This is a genomic window from Alkalilimnicola ehrlichii MLHE-1, from assembly GCF_000014785.1.
Classification (GTDB): Bacteria; Pseudomonadota; Gammaproteobacteria; order Nitrococcales; family Halorhodospiraceae; genus Alkalilimnicola; species Alkalilimnicola ehrlichii.
Map to the genome: position 1 here is coordinate 2,289,952 of NC_008340.1, position 25,153 is coordinate 2,315,104.

The window sequence follows — 25,153 nt, forward strand, 5'->3', positions numbered from 1 at the left end:
GCCATTTACCTCACGGTTTGTAACGCCACCCAGGCTTGTCCAAGACTCAACCCGGCGTCGTTGGGCGGCGCCTGTCGGGCCTGGTATACACTCAGGCCAGCGTGTTCCAGTCGCATGCAAAGATCGCGCATCATCACCTGATTGGCACAGCACCCTCCCGCGATCGCCACTCGTTTCTGCCCTGCTTTCTCTGCCGCCCGACACAACCAGTCAGCCAGGCCGGCAGCCAGCGTGGCGTGGAACAGAGCAGCTCCGAACCCGCGTTCCGAGCTCCGGGTCAGCTCCGCAAGCAAGGGACGAAAGTCGAGCCCCTCCTGATCCAACGTCCAGCCCCCCTCCCATGCCGGAACCGCCCCATGCTCGGCAGCAAGACCTTCGAGCAGCATGGCGGCCTGTCCCTCGAACCGGCTGACCGCCTTCACCTTGAGTAGGCCCGCCGCGGCATCGAACAAGCGTCCAAGGCTACTGGTCCGCGGGCAGCGGGTGCCCGTAGCCAGCATTCCGGCCAGCCCTTGTGCACGGGGATGTTCCGGGAACCATGCGGGAATCCGCTCGCCCCAACCGAGCTCGTGCAGCGCGGCCGCAGCCATGCGCCAGGGTTCCCGGGCAGCCCGGTCCCCCCCCGGCAAAGGCAGAGGGCGCAGGAAACCAAGGCGGCGAAAGCCGCCCCTACCATCAAGGGCGAGCAGTTCGCCCCCCCAGGGCTCGCCGTTATCCCCAAACCCCACGCCATCCAGTGCTGCACCCAACATCGGGCCTTCCAGGCCATGCTCGGCCTGCACTGCGGCCAGATGCGCATGATGGTGCTGCACCCTGACCAAGGGGATCGCCCACTCCGCCGCTAAGCGGGCAGCCAGGGCACTGCTGTAAAAATCAGGATGACGGTCACAGGCGACGCAGTCGGGCCTGACCGCCAACACCCTCTGCAGATGGGCTACGGTGTCGTCCAAGGCTCGACAGGTAGCGGCGTTGTCCAGATCCCCAACGTGCTGGGATATGTACGCCTGGTCACCGCGTGTCAGGCAAACGGTGTTCTTCAGATGGCCGCCGGTAGCGAGGACCGGCGGCCCGCCACGGGGCAATCGGATCGGCGATGGGGTGACCCCCCGGCCACGGCGAAGGTACACGGCCCGTCCCTCTGCCTGACGAACCACGCTGTCGTCGCAACGCACCAGAATGTCCCGGTCATGCACCAGCAGCGCATCCGCCAGGCCAGAAAGACGGCGCACAGCGTCCTGGTTATCCGTGACCAGAGGCTCTCCGCCAGGGTTGGCGGAGGTACAGACCCACACCGGCTGCCCGGTGCCGGACAACCAAGCCAATCCCATCGGGCGTCCGGCGGCTTCGTGAAACAGCAGGTAATGCAAAGGCGTATACGGCAACATCACGCCCAGCCAAGGCATCCCTGGCGCCACGCCAGGCAGTTGCCGATCCACGGTGGGACGCTTCCCAGCCAGCAGGATTGGACGGTCGACGCCCGCCAGCAGGTGGCGCTCGCCTGGGGCCAGTCGTACCAGCCTCTCGGCTGCCTCAATGCCGGGGACCATGACGGCGAAGGGCTTCTCGGACCGCCGTTTGCGGGTCCGCAGACGCGCAACAGCTTCCGGGTTTCCGGCATCGCACAGGAGATGGAAGCCGCCCAACCCTTTGATCGCGAGGATCTGTCCGCTGGTCAACCGGTCGACCGTGGCCGCAAGTACGTCCCCCACGGGCAGCGGATGTCCGTCACCGTCAAGTAGTTGCAGACTGGGGCCGCACTCCGGGCAGGCATTCGGCTGGGCATGGTACCGGCGATCGCCGGCGTCCTCATACTCCGCCAGACACCGGGGGCATTGGGGGAATTTGGCCATGCTGGTCCGGACCCGGTCGTAGGGCAGTCCGGAGGTGAGTGTGTACCGTGGGCCGCAGTGGGTGCAGTTGATAAAAGGGTAACGGTAGCGCCGGTCTGCCGGATCGAACAGCTCTTCGAGACAGGCATCACAAACCGCCGCATCCGGCGTGATTTCGGTTGCCACCGCACCGCCGCTGCTGGGCCGGATACGAAACCCACGCTCCCGGGGCTGCAAAGGGCAGGGGTTCTCTACCACCGCCTCGATGCGGGCCAGGGGCGGTGCCTGCTCTCGCAGAGCCACCATAAACCGGGCAAGCTGCGACCCGCCTCCCTGGACCTCCAGGCTGACGCCGCCCGCATCGTTGCGGACCCAACCACTAACGTTGCAGCTGTCAGCAAGGCACTTGACGAAAGGCCGGAAGCCCACACCCTGGACCCGGCCGCATACGCGGACTGCCAGACGCTTGGGCACCGAATGCCGGCTGACCGCATTCATCTCACCGACCCGCACCCGCAGCCCGAAGACGGCGCAACTCCGCTTCCATCGCCGCCACCCGATTACGCAGCGTCGCCACCGTTTCCTCGCGAGCTGCGCTGGCGCGAGCCACACCACGCTCAACCCAACCAACCCACTCCGCAAGCCCTTCACCGCTTTGGGCCGAGACTTGCATGATCTGGATGTCGGGGTTCACCTGTCGCGCATAGCTCAGACAGCGCTCAACGTTAAAGTCAACGTGGGGTAGCAGGTCAATCTTGTTCAGCAGCAGCAGATCCGCCGCATCGAACATATCAGGATACTTAAGCGGTTTATCCTCCCCCTCAGTTACGGAGAGGACCGCAACCTTATGGTTCTCTCCGAGATCGAACGCGGCAGGACAGACCAGGTTACCGACATTCTCGATCATCAGGACGCCATCCTGCAGCTCCGGGATACGCTCCAGCGCATGCCCCACCATGTGACCGTCCAAATGGCAGCCCTTGCCGGTGTTCACCTGGACTGCAGTCACACCGGTGGCCCGGATCCGCGCCGCATCATGATCCGTCTGCTGATCGCCCTCGATCACCGCCACCGGCAACCGCTCCCGCAACGCACGGATCGTGGCCGTGAGCAGCGTGGTCTTGCCTGAGCCGGGACTAGACACCAGATTCAGTACGAAAAGGCCCCGGTCCCGGAATTGCTGACGATTGGCCTCTGCATAGCGATTGTTCTTGGCGAGGATGTCCTGCTCGATGCGCACCATGCGGCTTGGGCTCATCCCGGGTGCGTGCGCATGGTGCGCTTGAGCACCGTCAGCGCCATCGCTCGGGGCATCCACCGCAAGCCCGGCAGCCGCGGCAGCAACAGGATGTCCCCGCGGCTCATCGGCTGGGTCGTGACCATGGTGGTGGGTCACTTCACCGTCCACGCGGGTCTCATCAGCCCCGCAACCGCATACCGTACACATCAGTCCACCTCCAGATCCTTGATCCGTAGTTCATCGCCACCAATCACCTGCAACTGATAGCTGCCACAATCAGGGCAGGCATCAAACCGGCGCCTGACGGCGACCCTTTCCCCGCATCCGAGACAGAATGCCTGCCCTGGTCGTTGAACAATCTCAAGTCGCGCCCCGTCCGCAAGCGTATCGCGGCAAACGACGTCAAAACCGAAATACATTGCGTCGAGCTCCACCCCGGCCAGTTCCCCCACCTCCAGGCGAACCGTCCGCACCCGACTGAACATCTGACGACGCGCCTCTTCCTCCAGGATTTGCAGAATCCCCTCACAAAGCGACATCTCATGCATCAGTGGACCTCCACCCGGCTGCCGACACAGGGGTTCAGAGCCAGCACTGCCAGTTCCGCAAGCCGCCGGACCCCCTCCGCCGGGCCTCCGCCTGGTCGCTCACGAAGCCCGCTCACCAAGACACCCCGGGGATGAAAGTTCCATTCGGTGGGGGCGACAACGGCATAATCCGCGACCTGGCCCCTGTGCAACCGCACCCAATGCAGCAGAAGACCGCGGGCCGTATCCACGATGCCACAGCCGGTGCCCGTGACCTGACCCACCTCCTCGGAAACAGGTTCAACGCCTATTGCCCGTAGGGCATTGCGCAGGCGGCCGGGCAGAACCAATAGTTCCAGCACCGCGGCCAAGAGGCGGGGCAGGATTCCCGGGCCATGGCGGGCGAGCACCCCCTGGAGTGCCGGGTTCGCCCGCTGGCGGGCGAAGGGTCCAGTCTCCCGTAGCCCAGCCTGGGCCGTGCCGGATTCGCCTGCCTCGTCTCGCGGGTCGAGGGGCCATACCGCAAGGTCGCGTGAACCTTGCAAGCAGTCGCCCACGGCGCGTAAACCAGCCGGCTCCAACGACGGCAAACTAGCCACACCAAAGCCCTGCGGCACCTCATCACGCACCCAGCGCAGCGCCGCCGCCACTTCGCTATCGCAGCAATCCAGCCAGCTATCGACGTCGGCGCTGTCGGCCAGTACCGAGGTCCCCACGATTTCGAACAAGGCAGACTCCAGCCGGTTTACGGCGGCGTCGCGCCCCCTTATGTCATCACCCACCGCGCACATTACCCCCCGCAAGGCCCTGTTGGCTTCGCTAAGCCCTGCCGGCGTGCCCTTCAGCAACTGTCGAGGCAGACACAGCCCCAGCCGCCAAAGGTGCTCGCGGATCCACTCCAGCAGAACACCGGGGTGCTCTTGGACACCCGCCCCCCCACCGCGCTGCACGCCCGCACCCGCCAGCGCCGCGCGCGCAGCGGTTGCCTGCGCCTCGCCGCACACACCGAACAGCAGCCGCATGCGCCCCGGCACATAGCCGGCGGCCGAACCCCGCAGTAGGTCACCCACCCAAGGTGGACGCCGTCCCTGCAGAACGACTTCGTTGATCCGACCGCGCCGCCGATGAAGCTGCAGCACCAATTCCGCGCCCGAAGACATCAGCGCCCCTCATCGTCGAAACGGCCCGTCAGCACGGCCCGGCGACTATGACCCGACGGACGACATACCGCGCGCAAGGCCGCCTCCGCTACCATCCGAAAGCTGTCCTGGTCCTCCACCCGCTCAACGGGCGACATAATGGAACAGGCCTGAAAGGTGCCGATGCCGGCCGCCCTGCAAACATGAAACAAGTAAACGCCCGCCGGCAGGGCCCAATGCTGCTCGCTCCGTTCGGGCAGTTGTTCCCAGTCCTCGCCTTCGCCGGGCATAAGGATCAGGTTGAGGAACCAAGGACTGAGCAGTGCCCCGAACGGTCGCCCCTGGTAACGATGGAATCCCACAGCCTCGACCGTCAGTGCCGGATTGGCCAGGGCTATCTCAGCCATTTGTTCAGCCTGAACACGGTGGAATGCCGCTTCCAGTAGCCGGACTTGTTGCGTCAGCCACGTGTCGCGATTCATCGCCGGATCCTTCATAAGTCGTCCGGAACCACCATGAACTGTTCCCGTGCCCCCTCACAGACGGGACAGACCCAGTCAGATGGCAGGTCGGCGAATGGCGTGCCTGCGGCAACCTGGGACTCGGGGTCGCCTTCCTCCGGATCGTAGACATACCAGCAGATCTTGCACTCCATGCGCGTCTCTGGGGCGATACGGCTGGCGTCCCCCAAGTAGGAGCCCTCGAAGGTGGGGGTCATCGCGTCACCTCCAATACTTCAGCCACTCGATCAGCGCTGTCAGCAATATCCTCGGGTGCTGCACAAACCACGTCCGGCACAGCCACGACCTCAAGGGTGTTGAGGATGAGGACGTCCACTGAATTGAAGTACTGCACCCACCAGACTCCGGCAGTCATCGTGGCGGTCACCCTGCAGTTCCCGTATCCCCGCGACAGTACCGCGGTCTCACTACGACCCAGCGCCTCGTCCAGGCATTCATGGTCTTCCGGCGTCAAGGGCAGTAGGCTGAGATTAATGACATGGCGCCCGTTGTTCGATAGAACATCAAGATGTTCCGTGAGCTCGCTCAGGACGCCGGGCGCGTTCATTACACCTTCCGGCCACTGCTCCGGTAACCGCGGCGCCGGCGAGGCTTCCGCGAAGGCGTTCAGCAAACAATCCGGCACCGGCCCGATCTCCAGGCGGTCTCTCCCAGCCGCCGCATCCGCAACCCGCCAGACACCGGCAAACACCGATTCCTGGGCGACCACACCATGCCCCGGAAGGCGTGCGCTGACCTCGCCATCCCCAAGTACCTCATCCAGTAGTCTGCGTTCCGCGTCGGAGAGCGTCGATACATCGAGATGGATGTTCCGCTCATCCGGCTGCCAGCGCCGGGCCCCGGCGATCACGCTTTCCAGGCAACGCAGGGTCCCCTCCCGGTCGCTCAGCACCTCGGGATCGGGGAGCACCGCCGGGGAGAATGTGCCCATCCCTTTTGGCATCGGCAGATAATCCAGCCCTGGCTCCTCAAAGCCGCTGCCCGCGGGGCCGGAGAGGGGGTGTTCCACATGCCCATCCTGGTTCGACATAACGCCTCCTATGAATTGCAACCGGTGGCCGATGAGGCCCCGCCACTTACAGGAATACCCACCGACGGTGGCCGACGTACCGGCCCCTCGAGCAATCGATTCAGCTCTTCGAGGAAGACCAACCAGTCCCTCATACCCTCGATACAACCCAGGTAGCCCCCATCACGCAGCACCACCAGGGCTGGCCACCGGCGCACACCGAAACGCCGCCCGACAGCCTTTTCCGAATCCTGGCTTACCACGGCGGCCTGCAGCCGCCCTCCCATAGCCGTCAGGAGTTCCGGCAACACCACCGCAAAATCCCCGCTTTCCCGCACACGCCCGGGATCTCCGGCCAGCAACAACATTGCCTCGCCGGCCTGCTCTGCCCACTCCTCCACCCCGGCCTCATTGACCCGAGGCAGGCCATGCTCCTCAGTCAGTTGATCCAGCAGGATTTGGCTCATAAATCTTGCCTCCAACACTATGTCGTTGAGCGCTTTCAGGTTGACTTCCGTCGCCGTCATCCTGCGGCCTGAGGTGTGCCGGCAGTTGCGGCTCACGTCCTTCGAGATCCTGAAACAGGCCCGCAACTGTTACACCGGCACGCGCTGCCTCAAGCGCCTCCAGTGCCGTGGCGATCTCTGCGGCGCGCTGCCCGTCGATGACCTCCCGTGCCGTGTCGATATGCACCAGCAGCCAGCTACCCACAGGCTGCGGGCCGACCAGCATCAGGTCCACCCGAGCCACACCCTGGCAACCTTCTGCGAGCGCCCAGGTACCGTGACACTCCAATACCCGCATCGGTATGCCAATGCACATCAGGCTTGCCCCCTAACGGCCAGAACACGCGGATCACCATAGCGGCAGGCTGCCCCCTCATCCGGCCGATCCGCCTCGTAGCGGGCCATATCCAGAGCGGAATCGTTCAGCCGCGGCCTGGCGGACCGGCAGCGCGGCGCGGGCGATACCCCCCATTCGCGAAGGCAATCCAACGCAATCGCCAGTGCCTCCGGCACCCGGGCCTTGACACTCGCCCGAAGGCTACCGCCGTAATCCTCCAGCTCCTCGGGTTGAACCCCGATCAATACGAGGGCCTCAGGCAGTTGACCCAAGAGGTCCGCCGTTGCGAGGACCTCTTGAAAGCCTGTCTGATGAAGGCTCATTTTCTTGGCGCCCATGAACTTCGGAACATCCGCACCACGAACCACCTTGAGGGTGCCCGGCGGCAAGGCGTAATCCACCGCATCGAATACGAGCAGGCGGTGTGCGGCCGTCACGTACTCCAGCAGATACAACCCCTGGGTGCCGCCATCGAGGAGCCGTACCCGATCCTCCGGCAGGTCATACTCCGCCGCCAGCGCCTCTGCGGCACGCACACCGAAACCCTCATCCGCCCAGAGCAGGTTGCCGATGCCCAACACGAGAATGTCTGGTTCCTGTCCCATCGGTTCACATCCTCCGATTCTCTGCCGGACCCCACGCCGAGCCCGGCAACAGAGTGCCCAACTCAATCGCGCCGATTGTCTTTGAACAGACGGTGGCCACTGACCATCGTGCTGATGATGCTCTGCCGCGACATAATGTCCTCTCGGAACGCCACGTAAATGTGGACGATCACAAAGAGCACGATCCAGTACATTCCCAGGTGGTGCCATGAGTGCAGCAACTGAGTATTCCCAAAGAGAGGGATCAGCCACCCGAACAGGGCGTCCTGCCAGCTTCCTTGGCCCGCGCCCTCGGCATACAGAGCAAAGCCTGTAAAGATCATGAATACTGAACCGAGGGTCATGAACAGAAACATCGCGAGTTGTGCCAGAGGATTGTGGCCCACATACTTCTTGGGTTCCCGCTCCAAGAACAGGTACCAACGCAGTTCCCTACCGACCTCGCGCCACCAGCTCCCTCGGTAGAGCGGCAACTTAAAGAGCTGCCTCGCATGCTCATTACCCACCAGGGCCCAATAAATCCGCCCCAGGAAGCCGATCGCAAATATGTACGCGGCGGTAAAGTGGGCAAATCGGATGTAACCCAACAGGTAATTATCAATCGCTTCCCCCGGCCGGCTCGCCGGGGGATGGGCAATAAGATACCCCGTCGCTATCAGAACGATGATGCAAAGTGCATTCACCCAATGCCACAGACGCAATGGGGCCTCATAAACGTAAAGCTCCTTCCACTTCTCCTGTTTTGTTGATGTGCCACCTTTCACTTCTTCTTCTGCTGTAGCCATAACTCTATCCTCCCAGGAGGCCCCGCCCGGGGCCCTCCATACACCGCTTAGCGCACCTTCACTCGGGTGAGTTCCCGGCCGTCATCGCCCATCACATGGGTAGAACAGGCGAGGCAGGGGTCGAAGCTGTGCAATGTCCGCAGGATCTCGAGCGGTTGGTCGCGCTTCGCTAGCGGCGTATTCAGCAGGGAGGCTTCGAACGGCCCGATCTCACCCCTGGCGTCGCGGGGCGACCCATTCCATGTGGTAGGCACAACGCACTGGTAGTTCTCGATCTTCCGATTCTTGATTACCACCCAGTGTCCCAACGCGCCCCGAGGCGCTTCTGTGAACCCAACTCCACGGGTCTCCGAGGGCCATTTGTCGGGTTCCCATTTGGCCACGTTGGCGGTGGCTGTATCCCCGGCCCGGATAGTCGCGACCAGCTTATCCTGGAAGTACCGCATCTTATGGGCGGCCCAGGACGCCTCCAGGCCCCGTGCGGCCGTCCGGCCGAGGGTTGAGAACAGGGCCTCCAACGGAACACCCAAGTCATGAAGAAAGGCGTCGGTCGGTTCCTTGAATTCCGGGTTTCCCTGCATGTAACCGATCACATAGCGGGCCAGAGGGCCGACTTCCATAGCGTGGCCCCGCCAACGCGGCGCCTTAATCCAGGAGTACTTGCCCGCCTCGTCCAATTGTTGAATATTATCGTGGCGTCCTTTGGTATTGGGGCCCAACCGGTAATCGGCCTCGGTGATACCATCCCACGGGTGCAGGCCGATATCGTCATCACCGTAGCGGTACCAAGAATGAGTGACGAACTCCTGAATTTCATCAGGGTCCCGCAGGTCCACCGGGTGGACCTCGTCAAGCTTACCGTTGATGATGGCGCCTTTCGGCATCAGCAGGCTGTTGTAATCGTTGGCATGCTCCGGCACATCCCCATAGGAGAGAAGACTCCGGCTGGCCAGGCCACCTCCGTATAGCCAGTCCGTATAATACGAAGCAATGGCTTTGAGGTCAGGGAGATAAACCTGATCGACGAACTGGATGCAACGATCAATGATTTCCGAGACCAGGTTAAGGCGCTCTATGTTGATCGCTCCGCCTGCCCCAGTATCGTCCATATTGATTGGGCACGGCACGCCACCAACCAACCAATTCGGGTGCGGGTTCTTTCCGCCATAGACTGCATGAATCTTTGTGATTTCCTTCTGGAAATCGAGGGCCTCCAAGTAGTGTGCAACCGCCATCAGGTTGGCTTCCGGCGGCAACTTATAAGCCGGATTACCCCAATAGCCATTGGCGAAGGGCCCGAGCTGCCCGGACTCCACGAATCGCTTCAGTCGGTGCTGAATGTCCCGAAAGTACCCTGGCGAGGAAAGTGGCCAACTCGAAATGCTCTGGGCAAGACTGGACGTCGCCTGAGGGCTCGCCTTAAGCGCATCCACCACATCAACCCAGTCCAAGGCATGCAGATGGTAAAAATGCACCAGATGGTCATGCACCTGAAGGGCCAGTTGCATAATGTTGCGAATGGAGTTGGCATTCTCCGGGATACTGATGCCGAGGGCATCTTCCACCGCACGCACCGAAGTCAGGGCGTGGGTTCCGGTGCACACCCCGCAGATGCGCTGCGTAAATGCCCAGGCATCGCGAGGATCCCGCCCTTTCAGGATCACCTCCAACCCACGCCACAAGGTCCCTGTGGAAACAGCGTTGGTAATGACGTTGTTTTCATCCAGGTTCACCTCGCAACGCATATGCCCTTCGATGCGGGTTACCGGATCAACCACCAAACGGCGGCCGCCATCGTTAAGAGTAAATCCGTTCGACGTTGTAACGACTGACATTTACTTCTCCCCCTCCTGGTCGGCGGTCTGTTCCCGGACCTCTTTCCGTTTATTCGCGGTATGCTTGGCCACACTCACCGCTGCGTGTGCGGCAACGGCGGCACCCACCACACCGGCCGCGGTCTTGCCGATGCGATCGGCATTGGATTCGATACCGAACTGGTGGATATTCGTCACCCGGTCATAGAAAGAGCCCTTGTCCCAGAAGCCATCCTCGGAACACCCGATGCACCCATGGCCGGACTGTATTGGGAACGAAACCCCGCTGTTCCAACGCATGGTGGAACAGGCGTTATAGGTCGTCGGCCCCTTGCAGCCCAACTTGTATAGGCAGTATCCACGACGGGCCCCCTCATCGTCCCACTGCTCGGCAAATTGACCGGCATCAAAGTGGGGGCGCCGATAACACTTATCGTGAATTCGTTGCCCATAGAACATCTTCGGTCGCCCCTGCCGGTCCAATGCTGGCAAGCGATCGAACGTCAGCATGTAGGTGATGACGCCGGTCATTACCTCAGCGATGGGCGGACAGCCCGGGACCTTGATGATTGGCTTGTCCCGGATGACCTTGTGGACAGGGACAGCCTGGGTTGGGTTGGGCCGCGCCGCCTGCACGCAACCCCAGGACGCGCAGGAGCCCCATGAAATGATCGCCTTGGCACCTTCCGCAGTGTGCTTAAGCTGATCCAGAAATGGCCGCCCGCCCACAACGCACGCCATGCCGTCGTGGCCCAATGCCGGGGTACCCTCTACGGCCAGGATGTAGTTTCCATGGTACTTCTCTATCGCCGCCTCCAAGGCGGCCTCCGCATCATCCCCCGCCGCGGCCATCAGCAGTGGATCGTAATCCAGCGAGATCATCGACAGCACGACGTCCTTGGCCAGAGGGTGGGCCGAACGGATGAAGGACTCGGAGCAGCATGTGCATTCCTGCCCGTGCACCCAAAGCACCGGGGTGCGGGGCTTGTTCTCCATGGCGTGGGCTATACGGCCGGCGAATTGAGGCCCCAGACCTAGAGCCGCCGCCGTAAGGCTGCAGAACTTCATGAAGCTGCGGCGCGTTATCCCCTGACGCCGCATGACATCGTAGAATGTTTCCATTGTTTCACCTGCCATCCGTCTCTCCTCCTGTTTGCTTTCCCACCCTTATGGCCATCTGCCCTGGGCTGGGTTGGCAATTCTTCGGACCCGTCTTGTCGGGGTCTGATTTCGAGCGTCTCGCATTGACCGGATAGACGCTGCGCTCCGGTAGGCCACTGGTTACAAGATGCACGCCAACAGGGTGTTCAGGGGCCAAAAAAACGAAAAATCAGTGACCTGAAGGTGCTACGAGAGGAGCTGCGGCATTATGTCTCTGGCAGGAACGCTCCCACTATCAGCCTGACGCCGGAAACTTTCCTGACACTTATCGGAGCGTCGGCTGCCCTGAGGCTGACACAATGCCGCACCCTGCAAGGGTCTCTCGGTTATTGGCATGAAACTTGTTATGAACATTCCAGGATTGATCATAACGACGGAGACCAATGCATGTCGGGACAACTCCTCCGGGCCTACAAATGGGCAGAAGGCTGGGCTAACCCATCGGATCATTGGCCAGCGATCACCGGACTGCTTGGTGCGGTATTGCTTGCCTCAACCCCTGCCAGCGCATCTACAGCCGAATTGGACTCCGTCGTGGTGACCGCAACCCGCTCACCACACCCCTTATCGGAGGTCCCGGTGGAAACCCGCTTGCTGGATCGGGAGGCCATCGACCGAAGCCAGGCGCGCAATCTGCCCCAACTCCTGGGCACCTTGCCGGGGGTGTCCGCGAGCAACCTGGACGACACCTTGGGGGCCGACAACTTGCGGCTGACGCTACGAGGGCTGCAACTCAACGAGGGTTACGGCCTGATACTGGTAGACGGGCGTCGGATTCACGGTGGACTTGGCGCCCATGGCGATTACGGGGTCAGTCTCAACCAAATCCCCCTGTCTATGATCGACCGGGTTGAGGTGGTACGCGGAGCAGGCTCAGCCCTCTACGGTGCCGATGCGATGGCCGGGGTCATCAACATCATCACCCGACGCCCGGAGCGTGAGCCCACAGGCCGCGCCGGCCTGGGTGCAGGCTTCTACGAAACGCTGGATCGCGACGATCGGGATGCGACCGGATCCCACCGGCGCGATGTGGATGCTCATGCCCTTTACAGCGGCCCGTTTGGCGAGGGGTCGACCTTTCTGGTCGGGGGGCACCATCAACAGGACGAGGGCACCGACCAAACCGCCGCCACGACTCGCAAAGATACCGCCATGGGCCATTGGCAGACGGACCTGAACGACCACTGGTCCGCAACCCTACACGGCTACTTCGCCCGTGCCCGGCGCGATCATCACGGCCCGGAGGCCCGTCATGATCGCGCCTACGACGATGCCAGCCTGACCGCCGGATTGGACTATGAGCAGGGGCGACACAGTTTATCCATGGGTGGGTACCACTTCGACCAGGACTTCGAGACCGGCTACCCGGGTTTCGCGCACGGCTTTCGCGACGGGCGCGTGGGCTATCGTGAGGCCGATGTCCGCTATACCTACTTCGGCGAACGACACTGGCTGACCATGGGGGCCCAGCATCAGCGCCAAACCCTCGACTACCGCTTCCGGAACTACGCCGACGGCGCACTGGAAGACACCGTGCACGTGGACGAGCGTATCGACGTCAACAGCGTCTATGTACAGGACGAGATCTGGCTACTCGGGCAGCGCCTGATTCTGGTCCCCGGAGCCCGCTACGAGGATCACGACACCTTCGGCAGCGAACTCAACCCCAAGCTGGCCGCGCGCTTGCAAACCGGGGACACAACCTGGCGGGCCTCTATCGGTCGCGCATTCAAGTCACCCACACTGCGCCAGCTCTATTATCAGGGGCTATACCGGCACGGCGACTACTACCTGGCCTCCAACCCCGATCTGTCACCGGAGCGGGCGATCAGCGCCAATCTGAGCGTGGAGCGCACGTGGCCGGGCAGCCGGGTCTGGACCGCCCTGGGGGTCTACCGTACCGAGTTGAAAGACCGGGTCACCCGGGCAGATACCGGCGAGACAACAAGCCAGGGCGACCCCATTCAGTCCTACATCAATATCGACCGCTCTCGCATCGAGGGCATCGAAGCGGAAATGCGCGTCGGCGACAGGACCGGCTGGAGCATGGACGCCGCACTGGGCCTGACCCACGCCCGTGATCGGCGCAGCGGCGACTGGCTGCCTTATGTGCCGCGACACACCGCAAGCCTTACCCCGCGTTATGTCACCGCTTCGGGGCAGACGGGTATACAGGGGCGGATTAACGCCTACGGCAGACAATACCGCGATGCGGCCAATACCCGACGTATCAGCGCCCACCAAGTGGTCGATCTGGGGCTTTGGCATGACCTGACGCCGGCCAGCACCCTGCGGCTGGACATCAACAACGTGTTCAATTCCGATCGCGGCGAGTCGGCCTTCGCCTTCCGCCAGGGCCGCCGCCTAGGTGCCCGTATTGACGTAGAGTTCTGACACCGGCCGCTGCCAGGAGAGACCCATGACCCAAGAACAACCGTTACCCCCACAAAGCGGTCGCCACCCCTTGCCTATCCGGGGCGTGATGGTATCTGCATTGCTCACAGCGCTGACCCTGCCGGCATTGGTCCAGGCGCATTACCCCTGGGCCGACCCAACAACCCACACCCCGCCCGGCGGGCAGCCACTCGCGCTGGAGGTGGGCTGGGGACACACCTTTCCAGAGGACAGCCGCCTTTCCGGGACACGCCTACAAGACTTGGTGCTGTGGACGCCGGAAGCAGGACAGAGAGCGATACCCATCGACCCCGGCGAACAGTTCCAGACACCGCCGCTGGGTCCGTCCGGCACCGGCCTGATCGGCATCTGGCAGACCCCGGGCTACTACAGCCGCACGCCGCAGGGCGGGCAACGGGCCAGCCGGAAGGAACACCCCGATGCCCTCTCCTGCAGTCGGTCGGTCAACAGCGCCAAGGCCCTGCTGGGCAGCCCACCGGCGGAGGCTTTGATCGCCGTGCGGCTGGACATGCCGCTGGAGATCATCCCCCTGCAGACACCGGAGGCCATTGCCGAAACCGGTGCACTGAAAGTGCGCGTGCTCTGGCAGGGCGAGCCCTACACCGGCCCAGTCGCTGCCATCCACGCCGAAACCCGGGGCGATGTCACCGACACCCCGGACGCCATCGCCGATAGCGACGGTGACGGGTACGCCAAACTCACCCTGGACCGCCCCGGACGCTGGCTGCTGCACGTGCACGCCAGCACCCCTTACCCGACCCCCAACACCTGTGATGTCATTCAGTACAATGCCACGCTCACCCTGGAGGTCCCATGATCCGTGCCGGTCTGCTCCTGCTCCTGGCCCTATGGCTACCGGTACCAGCGGCGGCCCATGCCCTGCTCAATGAGCCGGGACCGGAGGGGGCCATCACCGTGCTGTTTCACTTCCCCGGCAGTGAGCGCCCCTGGTTCGAACATTATGACGTCCACGGGCCTGGCGACGACCACCCCTTCCAGACCGGTCGCGTCAACGCCCTGGGCGAAGTGAGCTTCCGGCCGGACCGCCCTGGAGAATGGCAGGTCCAGGTGACGACCGAGGATGGCCACGCCAGCACAGCGCACATTCAGGTGGACCCGGAGGGGGTGGTAACCCACCAGGCAGGCACCGGCAGCGGTCCTATCAACCGGATCGTGGTCGCTCTGGGTTATCTACTCGGACTGTTCGGACTGCTCAACCTCTGGCAACAACAGAAGCACCGGCGATCCGGAGGCGGTCATGCACATTCCTGACGGCTTACTCGCCCCCCAAACCTACCTGCCCGCCTTTGCATTGGCCGCCCCCCTTTGGCTGCATGCCACCCGGAAGCTGCGGGGGACGCTCGACGAGACCCTGTTGCCCCGACTGGCGGTATTCACGGCCCTCGCCTTCCTCCTCTCCAGCCTCATGGTGCCCCTGCCTGGCGGAACCTCCACCCACGCCGTGGGTGTGGCCCTAATGGCATTAGTCCTCGGCCCCTGGACTGCCTTTCTGGCCTACACCCTGGTGCTGGTGGTCCAGGCCCTGCTGGTGGGTGCTGGCGGTATCACCGCCCTGGCTGCCAACGCGCTGCTCATGGGGTTCGTCGGGGCCTGGACCGCTGTGATACTGCATCGCTGGCTGCACCCTCTCCACGGAGACGCTGCCACCGGCGTCGCCGTCTGGGTCTCGGTGGTGCTCTCGGCAACCCTGATGGCCACACTCCTCGGCGTCCAGCCGTTGATTGCCCAGGACGAGACGGGCAGCCCGCTGTATTTTCCCTTCGGGTTAACGGTGACGCTACCAGCGGTGGTCCTCCCACACATGCTGCTGGCCATTGGCGAGGCGGTATTGACCCTTCTCATTCTTCGTCATGCCCGGCACCGCGGCTGGATGGAGGCCCGCGCACTATGACTATGACCGCCACCTGGGGACTGTTCGCGTACCTTGCAGCAGTGGTCGCCGGAACCCTTCTCCACGCGCCGACCTCGCTGGCCAGCGCCCTGGTGGTCACGCTGGTGCTGTCCGGGCCGGGCCGTCTCGCGCTGCTACGCCGTGCGCTCGGCATGGTGGCGGCCCCGGCGCTGGTGATCAGCGTCGGTTACGGTGTGATGACCCTAATCAGTGGCGCACCGGACTGGGTCTACCTGCTGCGGATCAACCTTCGCCTGACCCTGCTGACCGTGCTCACCGCCTGGATGCTACGGGATCTGGACTTGGCGGCGGCGCTGGCCCCATGGCCAGGCGCCCGCCGTTGGCTGGGCCTCGTGCGCATCCAGCTCGCGCTGTTCCGCCGTCTCGGCCAAGAGGTCCGACTGGCACAACGCAGCCGACAACGGGCCAAGCCTCCCTTGCGCGAACGGTACCGGACCGGGGCCGCGCTTGGCCTGGCCGCGCTTGACAAGGCCATGCATAACAGCGAGGCCCTGACCCAGGGCATGCGCTCGCGGGGCGTCTTCAATGAGCGCTGACCATCACCCAGGCACCGACCCGACGAGCCAGACGCTCTACGCATTAACGGGGGTTGCGGTCCGCTATCCTGGGGGGAGGGTCGCGCTCAGAGAGGTCGATCTGCAGATCACCGCCGGTGAGCGGATAGTCCTGCTGGGCACCAATGGCTGTGGCAAAAGCACGCTGCTCAAGGTGCTCAACGGTCTGATTCCTCCCTGCGAGGGCAGACTCTGCTTTGAGGGTAAGCGGATGGGCCCGGCGCTCCGGGATCGTGACTGGGAGCGGGCCTTTCGTCGTCGGGTGGCCCTGATGTTCCAGCATCCAGAGGCCATGCTGTTCAACCCGACGGTCGCCGAGGAGATCGCTTATGGGCTGGGTCATCTGACCCGGGAAAGCCGGCGGAGACGCTGCCAGACATGGGCGAACCGCCTGGGTTTGGCCCACCTGCTGGATGCTCCACCGTCACAGCTCTCCGGTGGGGAGAAGCAGCGCCTCTGCCTGGCCTGCCTGCTGGCACCGGAACCGGAGGTGCTCCTCCTGGATGAGCCCACCGCCAACCTGGACCCACGGACCACGGGCTGGCTGCTCGAGTGGCTGGCCACTCAGGCAATGACAACCGTGGTGGCCACCCATTACCTGCCCAGCGCCTCCGACCTGGGCGAGCGGGCCATCGTCCTCGGAGAAGATCACCGGGTTGTGTTCGACGGCCCTGTGAAGGCCGCGTTGGCCGACCGCGCCTTGCTGCTCGCCAACAACCTCGCCTACTGAACGGCAGACGGCCCTGGCGCAATGGGGTGGCTAACACGCCCTCAGTTAGGCGGCCCCGGCGGCTCCTCACTGCGGTCGGAGAGGAAGAAGTACATCCCCACGCCGGCCAACAACACCCAGAGCACCAACACCCCCACCCCCAACCGCTCCCAGAGCGGCCCGACGAACAGGAGCACGAGTACCGACAAGCCGAGAAAGAGGTGGCCCAGGGTCATGTGATGTGATGTCTTTCCATCCGCCATATCAGCTCCGTAACGAACTTTCATGGTCCAGCAGCCAGCGTTTCAGGGCCAGCGAGCCCTCCCGTCCGACACCTGCGCTGAACCCGCCCAATCCCTGCCGGGCAACCACCCGATGGCAGGGGATGAGAAGGAGCAGCGGGTTGGCCGCGCAGGCCCCACCCACGGCGCGGGGCGCACTGCCCAGTCGCTCCGCCAGTTCCCCGTAGGTCTGGCTTTGCCCCGCTGGAATAGTGCGCAGAAGCGACCAGACCCGTTGCTGATAGGGCGTACCTGATGGGGCAAGGGGAAGATCCAAGGGCGTACGCGGGTCGGCAAACCAAGCGCTCAAGCGCGTGCAAGCCCGCTCCGCCAGCGGGTGGCGGCACGACTCCGAGTGCCCGTCAGCCCCTTCGACCCAGGCAACGCCGTTCAAGGCCCGGTCATCACCACTGAGGACCAATCGGCCGATAGGCGTCTCCAGCGTACAACGCCAAGGGGACGTCACGTGTCATACTCCGCCGGCAAGGCACCAGCCCGGGCCAACACCGCCTGGGCGGGCGCACCCAATGCGCCTCGGTGGCCTGTCCTGACAGGCTTCAGAACAGGTCCGGGGCCTCCTGCTCGTCCCTATCGCGGGGCTGTAACGGCCGCTCCCGCGGGGTAATCCAGTCACCGGTCACCATCTCCTTGTAGCCGGCACCCGGCCCCACCATGGGCAGCACCGAGGCCTCGGGGTCAATCAGGACCTCCAGGAAGGCCGGACCGTCGAAGTTGAGGAAGGCCTTGAGTGCCTCCGTCACTTCGGCCTTGTCGCTGACCCGGCGCGCGAACTCGAAGCCATCCGACTCGGCACACTTGATGAAGTCCTTCCGGTGCAGGGACTTGTCGGAGCCGGAGAAGCGGTCGCCGAAATACAGCCGCTGCCACTGGCGCACCATGCCATCGCCGCAGTTGTTCAACAGCAGGACCTTGACCGGCAGGCCGTAGGTGGTGGCGGTCTCCAACTCGCCCAGGTTCATGCGCAGGCTGCCATCGCCGTCCACGTCGATGACCAGGGCGTCCGGGCGGGCGAACTGGGCGCCGATGGCGGCGGGCAGCCCAAAGCCCATGGTGCCCATACTGCCGGAGGTGAGCCACAGCCGCGGCTCCCGGAAGTCGCAGTACTGGGCCGCCCACATCTGGTGCTGGCCTACGCCGGTGGCCACAATCGCCCGCCCGTCGGTGAGCTTGTTCATCTCCTCGATGACGTAGTGGGGCTGAATGAGTTCGCTCTCCCGGTCGTAGTCCATGCCGTGGCGCTCGCGCAGGGCGGTGCAGTGGTCCAGCCAGGGCTGGAACTCGCCCTTGAAGCCCATGGACTCGCCATAACGCAGCAGCTGGCGCAGGCTCCGCCCGGCCTCGCCCACATGGGCCCAGTCCACCGATTTAACCTTGCCGATCTCGGCGGCGTCGATGTCGATGTGCGCGATCTGCTCGGCCAGGGGCGCGAACTCCGCCACCTTTCCGGCCACGCGATCGTCAAAGCGCGAGCCCACGGCGATCAGGAAGTCACAGTCCTCGACGGCGTAGTTGGCGTGGGCGAACCCGTGCATGCCGAGCATGCCCATACAAAGTTCGTCGGTGGTATCCACAGCGCCCAGCCCCATCAGGGTGGTCACCACCGGGATGCGGAAGGTACGAGCAAACTCGCGAAGCTGCTCGGCCGCATTGCCGTTGATCACGCCCCCGCCGGCATAGATCAGGGGCCGGCGGGAGCGCTCCAGCATTTCAAAGAACTGGCGACACTTGCGGTCGGAGAGCTTGGCCGAGCGCAGCGACTCCATACGCTGGCGGTAGCCGCGCATGTCCAGCAACCCGCTGCCCTGGAACTGGCCAATCCAGTTCTGCGAGTCCTTGGGCACGTCCACCACCACCGGCCCCGGCCGGCCGGAACGGGCCACCTCGAAGGCGGTGCGGATGGTGGCCTCCAACTGCTCGGGCTTGGTCACCAGGAAGACGTGTTTGGCGCAAGCCCCCATGATGTTGACGATGGGCGCCTCCTGGAAAGCGTCGGTGCCCATGGCGTGGGTGGGCACCTGCCCGGTGATGGCCACCACCGGCACGGAGTCGGCCATGCAATCGCGGATGGGGGTGACGGTGTTGGTCGCCCCCGGGCCGGAGGTCACCATGAACACCCCCACCTTGCCACTGGCCCGCGCGTAGCCCGCGGCCATGAAACCGGCACCCTGCTCGTTGGCGGGCACGATCAGCTTGATGGGATCGTCCCCGGCGCCCGCCGGGCGGTGCCGCTCGTTGAAGCGGAAGATCGCGTCGTAGGTGGGGAGGATGGCGCCGCCGCTGTAACCGAATACCGTGTCGACACCTTCCTGGGCCAGTACCTCTACGATCATGTCGGAACCGGACATGGTCTGGCCGGCCATGGGATGAACCTGGTTGTCGGTGTACTCTTCGGTCTTCGCGGTTGCGCTGTCCATGGTGTGCTCGATTACCTGTTGCGGATTGACGGTCGGCCCTGCCACCGGCCTGCAGACCAGTCAGGGTGACCCACCATGATACGGCGCTGCCCGGCAAACTGGAACCCGCGGCGTAATGTCACCTCGTGACACGCGATTCGTGAGGTCAGCCACTGCGCTTCAGATCGAGGCAGACGGAGTTGATGCAGTAGCGCAGGCCGGTGGGCATGGGGCCGTCCGGGAAGACATGACCGAGATGGGCATCACAACGGGCGCACCGGACCTCCTCACGCACCATCCCCAGACTGCGGTCCTCCAGGATGCGCAGGTGATCGTCCGAAATCGGCGCCCAGAAGCTGGGCCAGCCGGAGCCGGAGTCATACTTGGCCCTGCTGGAGAACAACGGCGCATCACAGCACACGCAGTGATAGGTGCCCGGCTCCTTGCAATGGTAGTAGGCGCCGGAGAACGGTTGCTCCGTGCCCCCCTGGCGACAAACCGCGTATTGCTCATCCGTCAATTGCGCCCGCCACTCGGCATCGCTCTTCTCCACCTCAACCATGATCTCTCTCCTCCTGCTGTTCGGTCGGGAGGGCGTTTGGCCCCTGCGCGCTCTTTACCCCGGAAGCATGGCGCTAGTCGCACGCGATCGCCACCAGCCGGGGCAGCCATTCCGCCGCCTTGCCCCGCAGGCGGTAGAGGGTGCGCCCCTTCAGGGGGGTGGGTTCCGGGTTGATCTCCACCACCGGAACGCCGGCGGCCAGGGCCTCCGCCGGCAGCGAGGCCGCCGGCTGAACCAACGTCGATGTGCCCACGCTGAGCACCAGGTCCGCCTCGGAGACGGCGCCAAGGGCGCGCCGCAGGGCCGGCTCCGGGAGCATCTCACCGAACCAGACCACGTCGGGCCGCAGCGGACCGCCGCACTGGGCACAGACCCGCGCCGGCGTCTCCGCCCGCTCACCACAATGGTGGCAGCGGTCGCGGTCGATCCGGCCGTGCAGTTCCACCACGTTCCGGCTACCGGCCCGCTGGTGCAGCCCGTCCACGTTCTGGGTGACGATCACCAGCGCTGCACACGCCGCCTCCCAGCGCGCCAGCGCCTGGTGCCCGGCGTGGGGCCGGGCCTTGGCCACCTGCTCCCGGCGCCAGGCGTACCAGTCCAGCACCCGTTGTGGATGGCGCTCAAAGGCCTCCGGGGTGGCCAGTTCCACGGGGTCGAACCGGGCCCACAGACCGCTCTGCGCCTCCCGGAAGGTGGGCACGCCGCTCTCGGCGGACATGCCGGCGCCGGTGAGCACCACCGGCCGGCGAGCGCCCCGCAGGTGTTCCATCAGGTCCGTATCAAGGGGCACGTTGGCCACATCCCACTCCCGCTTTCGCTACAATGGCCCACCGCGACAGCATGACCCATCAGCCAGAGGGAACCCAAGCGATCATGAGCGAGATCATCCTCATCAACGTCTCCGGCCAGGACCAACCCGGGCTTACCTCCTCGCTGATGGGCATCCTGGCCGAATACAACGTGGGCATCCTGGATATCGGCCAGGCGATGATCCATGACACCCTCTCCCTCGGCATCCTCATCGAGGTGCCGGAGGAGGCCAATGTCTCGCCGGTGCTCAAGGATGTGCTCTTCCACCTGCATGAGAAGGGGATGCAGGTGCGCTTCACCCCGGTCAGCGCCGAGGACTACAGCGCCTGGGTGGCCGGGGCCGGCCGCGCCCGTTACATCATCACCCTGCTGGGCCGGCGGATCACCGCCGAGCAGATCGCCCGCATCGCCAGTGTGATCAGCGCCCAGGGCCAGAACATCGAGGATGTCATCCGGCTCTCCGGCCGCCGCCCCCTGCACAAGGCGGATGAACGCTCCCGCGCCTGTATCGAGCTGACGGTGCGCGGCCAGCCGGTGGACCTGGATACCATGAAGCGGGACTTTCTGGAGATCTCCGGCCAACTGGGCATCGATATCTCCTTCCAGGAGGACAACGTCTATCGTCGCAACCGGCGCCTGGTGGCCTTCGACATGGATTCCACCCTGATCCAGCAGGAGGTCATTGACGAGATGGCCAAGGCGGCGGGCGTGGGCGATCAGGTTTCGGCGGTGACCGCGGCCGCCATGCGCGGCGAGATCGATTTCAAGGAGAGCCTGCGCCAGCGGGTGGCCTGTCTGGAGGGGCTGCCGGAGTCCACCCTGCGGAGCGTGGCCGACCGCCTGACCCTCACCGAGGGGGCGGAACGCCTGGTGCGCACCCTGAAAAGCTTTGGCTACCGCACGGCGATCATCTCCGGCGGCTTCACCTACTTTGGGCGCATGCTGCAGGAGCGCCTGGCGATCGACTACGTGTTCGCCAACGAGTTGGAGATCGAGAATGGCCTGCTGACCGGCCGGGTCACCGGCCCGATCGTGGACGGCCCGCGCAAGGCCGAGCTGTTGCGCGAGATCGCTCAGCGCGAGCAGATCCGGCTGGAGCAGGTGATCGCCATCGGCGACGGCGCCAACGACCTGCCCATGCTGCGTCTGGCCGGCCTGGGCATCGCCTTCCACGCCAAACCGGTGGTACGGGAGAGCGCCCGCCAGTCCATCTCCACGCTGGGCCTGGACGCCACCCTCTACCTGATGGGTATCAAGGATACCGAGACACCGGCCTGAGTCGATGGCGGGCGGGGTGTTCCGGTGGGCCGCCTTGCGCGCACCGAGCAACGCAGGGAAAAATCGGGAAAAGCGCGTGCCTGTTCGAGCGAAGCGAGTTCACGCGCGCCGATTTTTCCCGAGTAGCGCAGGGCACCCCGAAGGGGTGCGCGCTTGAAGGCCCACCGGAACACCCCGCCCGCCATCGACTCAGGCCAGACTCAATCGGCGTTTACGGTGTCGACCTATTTGCAGATAATCCATCAGGGGAATCGGTGTTGGGACGCCAAGAACACAAGGGGGCGAAATGAGCTGTCCAGGTTGCGAGAAGGTCCCGAAGCAACCGCAGGGTGCGGGAACACTCTACATCCTGCCCGCCCAACCGCACGCGGCCGCCACCATCGTCGAGGCCCTGGTGGGCGACGGCCTGACGCCAGAGCAGCACGGCGACTCGATCCTAGCCGTGCCGGTGGAGCCCGGGGCGTTGAACCGGATCATGGCGCTGCTCGGCGGTGCCCTGACGCCACAGGAGCAGGCCGCCTGCCAGGCGAATTTCTTCGCCGACGGCGGCGACTGGTCCCCCGAGACGCTGCTGGCGACCCGCCCGCTGGACGTGCTGGTGGCGCGCAGTCAGTTTGTCTGGCTGAACGAACTGATCGAGGACCTGCGGCTGCAGATGCACTTTCAGCCCATCGTCCACGCCGATGATGGCCGCACGATCTTCGCCTACGAATCGCTGGCCCGCGGCCTGGACCACGCGGGGCAATTGATCTCCCCGGGCCGGCTCTTCCCCGCAGCGCGGGCGGCCAATCTCCTGTTTCACCTGGATCGGGCGGCACGCATCAGCGCCATCCGACAATCCCACCAGCACCGTATCCAGCAGCCGGTGTTCATCAACTTCAATCCCACCGCCATCTACGACCCGGGCTTCTGCCTGCGTACCACCTTCAAGGAGGTCCGGCGGCTGGGCATCGACCCGGCCAATTTCGTCTTCGAGGTGGTGGAGACCGACTCGGTGACCGACGAGACCCACCTCAAGTCCATCCTCGAGGAGTACCGCCGGCAGGGCTTTCGTATCGCACTGGATGACCTGGGGGCGGGATTCGGCTCACTGACACTGCTGAAACAGATCCGCCCCGACTTCATCAAACTGGACCGGGAACTGGTGGACGGGGTGCACTGGGACAACTACAAGGCGTCCATCACCGCGCACCTGATCCGCATGGGCAAGGATCTGCAGGTCCGGATCATCGCCGAGGGCATCGAACAGCCGGAGGATTGGCACTGGCTGCGCGAGCGCGGCGTGGACTACGTCCAGGGTTTCCACTTCGCCCGGCCCGCCTCACCGCCTCCCGTCCTGGGCTGAGGCCGCCCCGCACCTCAACCCAGTCCGTGGCGCCGCAGCTTGCGGTAAAGGGTCCGCTCACTCACCCCGAGCAGGCGGGCCAGGCTGGCCCGGTCGCCCTGATGCAGGGCCAGTGCCCGGCCCAGATAGTGCGCCTCCGCCTCCTCCAGGCTCAGCAGCTCGTCCTCCGGCAGCACCGCAAGCCCCTGCCGCCCCCTGACCTCTGGTGACAGGTGCTCTGGCAGGATCTCCGGGCCGTCCGCCAGCAGGCTCGCACGCTCCAGGACATTGCGCAGCTCGCGGACATTGCCCGGAAAGTCATAGCCCTGGAGCTCCGCCAATGCCTCGTCGGAGAGATACCGCCCCTGGCCGTACTGCAGCCGGCGCAGGATGGCCTGACAGAGCAGCGGCAGGTCATCCAGCCGCGCGCGCAGTGGCGGCACATCGATGGGAAAGGTGGAGATCCGGTAGTAGAGGTCTTCGCGGAACTGGCCCTGCTCCACCATCCGCCGCAAGTCGCGGTGGGTGGCCGCCACGAGGCGGAAATCGGCCCGCCGCGGCTCGACACTGCCCACCCGGCGGAAGCTGCGAGTCTCCAGCAGGCGCAGCAGCTTGACCTGGAGGGCCAGGGGGATATCCCCCACCTCGTCGAGGAAGAGCGTCCCGCCCGAGGCCGCCTCCACCAGGCCGATCCGCGAGGAGACCGCACCGGTGAACGAGCCCTTCTCATGACCGAACAGCTCGCTCTCGAACAGGGTCTCGGTGAGCCCCGAGCAGTCCACCGGCACGAAAGGCGCCTCCTGGCGCAGGCTGGCCTGGTGCACGGCACGGGCCACCAACTCCTTGCCGGTCCCGGTCTCGCCCTGCAGCAGCACAGAGGCATCGCTGGGGGCGGCCCGGCTGATCAGCCCAAGCATCCGGTTGAAGGCGCGGCAGCGGCCGGTCAGCTCACCGCCGTTGGCCTGGGCACTGGCCACCGGCAGCCGGCGCAACACCTCAATAAAGAACTGCACCTGCCCGTCCGGCCCGGGGACCGGCCAGGTCTCCACATCCACGTGCTCCTGACCCTCAGGGCCATGATGGACGTGCAGCACCCGGTGCCGCCGCCCGGAGCGCAAGGACTCGCGCAGCGGACAGGCCTCACCGGCCTGGTCACAGGGGACGTTGTAGTGGTGGGAGACCTCGAAACAGCGCTGCCCCCGGTCGATGGGGGCATCGCCGTAGAGGCGTTGGTAGGCGTCGTTGGCCGCGACGATCACGTAGTCGAGGCCGATCAGGATGGCCGCCTCGTCAAAGGCCTCCAGCATCGCCCGCGCATCGGGCTGCCAGCGCCCGGTGCCCCCTGCCGTGCCCACCTGCTCCGGTAGCCGGCACTCACCCTCTTCCTTGAGCGGGCAGGG

The 25,153-nt window shown here is 64.6% G+C and carries 27 protein-coding genes; 8 read left to right on the forward strand and 19 right to left on the reverse strand.

Annotation, left to right across the window (positions count from 1 at the left end; genetic code table 11):
- Nucleotides 1-5: 5 nt before the first annotated feature.
- The 13 genes from hypF to MLG_RS10305 all read right to left on the reverse strand — a co-directional run bounded on the left by hypF (nt 6) and on the right by MLG_RS10305 (nt 11,434).
- Entirely contained in the window at nt 6-2,327 is a 2,322-nt protein-coding gene (gene hypF, locus MLG_RS10250; protein ID WP_011629753.1) for a carbamoyltransferase HypF, read from the reverse strand.
- 1 nt (nt 2,328) lies between these two features.
- Nucleotides 2,329-3,276, reverse strand: a complete 948-nt coding sequence (hypB, locus tag MLG_RS10255; RefSeq protein WP_011629754.1) for a hydrogenase nickel incorporation protein HypB — start codon at nt 3,274-3,276, stop codon at nt 2,329-2,331.
- Nucleotides 3,276-3,617 carry a hydrogenase maturation nickel metallochaperone HypA gene (gene hypA, locus MLG_RS10260; RefSeq protein WP_011629755.1) on the reverse strand — a complete coding sequence of 114 codons (342 nt, stop codon included), beginning with the start codon at nt 3,615-3,617 and terminating at the stop codon, nt 3,276-3,278. The genes hypB and hypA overlap by 1 nt, the downstream gene beginning before the upstream one ends.
- Nucleotides 3,617-4,756 (reverse strand): nickel-dependent hydrogenase large subunit, encoded by a 1,140-nt coding sequence (locus tag MLG_RS10265; RefSeq protein WP_011629756.1) that lies wholly within the window; start codon nt 4,754-4,756, stop codon nt 3,617-3,619. Before MLG_RS10265 ends, hypA begins: the two co-directional genes overlap by 1 nt.
- Nucleotides 4,756-5,217: a [NiFe]-hydrogenase assembly chaperone HybE gene (hybE, locus tag MLG_RS10270; protein ID WP_011629757.1), complete on the reverse strand. Its 462-nt coding sequence runs from the start codon at nt 5,215-5,217 to the stop codon at nt 4,756-4,758. The genes MLG_RS10265 and hybE overlap by 1 nt, the downstream gene beginning before the upstream one ends.
- Nucleotides 5,218-5,228: 11 nt before the next feature.
- Nucleotides 5,229-5,453, reverse strand: a complete 225-nt coding sequence (locus tag MLG_RS10275; RefSeq protein ID WP_011629758.1) for a rubredoxin — start codon at nt 5,451-5,453, stop codon at nt 5,229-5,231.
- A complete protein-coding gene (locus MLG_RS10280) occupies nt 5,450-6,286 on the reverse strand; it encodes a hydrogenase expression/formation protein (protein ID WP_011629759.1) in 837 nt (278 codons plus the stop codon). Before MLG_RS10280 ends, MLG_RS10275 begins: the two co-directional genes overlap by 4 nt.
- 8 nt (nt 6,287-6,294) lie before the next feature.
- A complete protein-coding gene (locus MLG_RS10285; protein WP_011629760.1) occupies nt 6,295-6,732 on the reverse strand; it encodes a thioredoxin domain-containing protein in 438 nt (145 codons plus the stop codon).
- Nucleotides 6,701-7,087, reverse strand: coding sequence for a HypC/HybG/HupF family hydrogenase formation chaperone (locus tag MLG_RS15200; protein WP_011629761.1), 387 nt, complete (start codon nt 7,085-7,087; stop codon nt 6,701-6,703). Before MLG_RS15200 ends, MLG_RS10285 begins: the two co-directional genes overlap by 32 nt.
- Nucleotides 7,087-7,713, reverse strand: a complete 627-nt coding sequence (locus MLG_RS10290) for a HyaD/HybD family hydrogenase maturation endopeptidase (protein ID WP_011629762.1) — start codon at nt 7,711-7,713, stop codon at nt 7,087-7,089. Before MLG_RS10290 ends, MLG_RS15200 begins: the two co-directional genes overlap by 1 nt.
- Before the next feature lie 62 nt (nt 7,714-7,775).
- Entirely contained in the window at nt 7,776-8,498 is a 723-nt protein-coding gene (gene cybH / locus MLG_RS10295; RefSeq protein WP_011629763.1) for a Ni/Fe-hydrogenase, b-type cytochrome subunit, read from the reverse strand.
- A 47-nt stretch (nt 8,499-8,545) separates the two neighbouring features.
- On the reverse strand, nt 8,546-10,333 hold the full coding sequence (locus tag MLG_RS10300) for a nickel-dependent hydrogenase large subunit (RefSeq protein WP_011629764.1): 1,788 nt from the start codon (nt 10,331-10,333) through the stop codon (nt 8,546-8,548).
- The gene (locus tag MLG_RS10305; RefSeq protein ID WP_041718025.1) at nt 10,334-11,434 is read right to left on the reverse strand and encodes a hydrogenase small subunit; all 1,101 of its coding nucleotides are present in this window, start codon (nt 11,432-11,434) and stop codon (nt 10,334-10,336) included. It lies immediately after the preceding gene.
- A 426-nt stretch (nt 11,435-11,860) separates the two neighbouring features.
- Between MLG_RS10305 and MLG_RS10310 the strand changes: the two genes are divergently transcribed.
- Genes MLG_RS10310 through MLG_RS10335 form a run of 6 tightly spaced genes read left to right on the forward strand, consistent with a single transcriptional unit; the run spans nt 11,861 to nt 17,105 of the window.
- Nucleotides 11,861-13,867: a TonB-dependent receptor plug domain-containing protein gene (locus MLG_RS10310; RefSeq protein ID WP_011629766.1), complete on the forward strand. Its 2,007-nt coding sequence runs from the start codon at nt 11,861-11,863 to the stop codon at nt 13,865-13,867.
- Nucleotides 13,868-13,892: 25 nt separating this feature from the next.
- Nucleotides 13,893-14,705, forward strand: coding sequence for a DUF4198 domain-containing protein (locus MLG_RS10315; RefSeq protein ID WP_011629767.1), 813 nt, complete (start codon nt 13,893-13,895; stop codon nt 14,703-14,705).
- On the forward strand, nt 14,702-15,160 hold the full coding sequence (locus MLG_RS10320; RefSeq protein WP_011629768.1) for a hypothetical protein: 459 nt from the start codon (nt 14,702-14,704) through the stop codon (nt 15,158-15,160). Before MLG_RS10315 ends, MLG_RS10320 begins: the two co-directional genes overlap by 4 nt.
- On the forward strand, nt 15,147-15,800 hold the full coding sequence (locus MLG_RS10325; RefSeq protein ID WP_011629769.1) for an energy-coupling factor ABC transporter permease: 654 nt from the start codon (nt 15,147-15,149) through the stop codon (nt 15,798-15,800). Before MLG_RS10320 ends, MLG_RS10325 begins: the two co-directional genes overlap by 14 nt.
- Nucleotides 15,797-16,357 carry a hypothetical protein gene (locus MLG_RS10330; protein ID WP_011629770.1) on the forward strand — a complete coding sequence of 187 codons (561 nt, stop codon included), beginning with the start codon at nt 15,797-15,799 and terminating at the stop codon, nt 16,355-16,357. The genes MLG_RS10325 and MLG_RS10330 overlap by 4 nt, the downstream gene beginning before the upstream one ends.
- Entirely contained in the window at nt 16,347-17,105 is a 759-nt protein-coding gene (locus tag MLG_RS10335) for an energy-coupling factor ABC transporter ATP-binding protein (protein WP_011629771.1), read from the forward strand. Before MLG_RS10330 ends, MLG_RS10335 begins: the two co-directional genes overlap by 11 nt.
- Before the next feature lie 41 nt (nt 17,106-17,146).
- Here the strand turns inward: MLG_RS10335 and MLG_RS10340 are convergent, their stop codons facing one another.
- The 5 genes from MLG_RS10340 to MLG_RS10355 all read right to left on the reverse strand — a co-directional run bounded on the left by MLG_RS10340 (nt 17,147) and on the right by MLG_RS10355 (nt 21,140).
- Nucleotides 17,147-17,347: a hypothetical protein gene (locus tag MLG_RS10340; protein WP_011629772.1), complete on the reverse strand. Its 201-nt coding sequence runs from the start codon at nt 17,345-17,347 to the stop codon at nt 17,147-17,149.
- A gap of 1 nt (nt 17,348) precedes the next feature.
- Nucleotides 17,349-17,642 (reverse strand): methylated-DNA--[protein]-cysteine S-methyltransferase, encoded by a 294-nt coding sequence (locus tag MLG_RS15755; protein WP_232209248.1) that lies wholly within the window; start codon nt 17,640-17,642, stop codon nt 17,349-17,351.
- Nucleotides 17,643-17,922: 280 nt separating this feature from the next.
- Nucleotides 17,923-19,800, reverse strand: a complete 1,878-nt coding sequence (gene ilvB, locus MLG_RS10345) for a biosynthetic-type acetolactate synthase large subunit (RefSeq protein WP_011629774.1) — start codon at nt 19,798-19,800, stop codon at nt 17,923-17,925.
- Nucleotides 19,801-19,945: 145 nt separating this feature from the next.
- Nucleotides 19,946-20,341 (reverse strand): peptide-methionine (R)-S-oxide reductase MsrB, encoded by a 396-nt coding sequence (gene msrB / locus MLG_RS10350; protein WP_011629775.1) that lies wholly within the window; start codon nt 20,339-20,341, stop codon nt 19,946-19,948.
- A 73-nt stretch (nt 20,342-20,414) separates the two neighbouring features.
- Complete coding sequence (locus MLG_RS10355) at nt 20,415-21,140, reverse strand: SIR2 family NAD-dependent protein deacylase (protein ID WP_011629776.1); 726 nt, start codon at nt 21,138-21,140, stop codon at nt 20,415-20,417.
- 74 nt (nt 21,141-21,214) lie between these two features.
- On the opposite strand from MLG_RS10355, the gene serB reads away from it, so the two are divergent.
- Nucleotides 21,215-22,429 carry a phosphoserine phosphatase SerB gene (gene serB / locus MLG_RS10360; protein WP_011629777.1) on the forward strand — a complete coding sequence of 405 codons (1,215 nt, stop codon included), beginning with the start codon at nt 21,215-21,217 and terminating at the stop codon, nt 22,427-22,429.
- Between the two features lie 286 nt (nt 22,430-22,715).
- Nucleotides 22,716-23,774 (forward strand): EAL domain-containing protein, encoded by a 1,059-nt coding sequence (locus MLG_RS10365; protein WP_011629778.1) that lies wholly within the window; start codon nt 22,716-22,718, stop codon nt 23,772-23,774.
- Between the two features lie 14 nt (nt 23,775-23,788).
- Here the strand turns inward: MLG_RS10365 and MLG_RS10370 are convergent, their stop codons facing one another.
- Nucleotides 23,789-25,060 carry a sigma-54 interaction domain-containing protein gene (locus MLG_RS10370; RefSeq protein WP_232209320.1) on the reverse strand — a complete coding sequence of 424 codons (1,272 nt, stop codon included), beginning with the start codon at nt 25,058-25,060 and terminating at the stop codon, nt 23,789-23,791.
- Nucleotides 25,061-25,153: the final 93 nt, after the last annotated feature.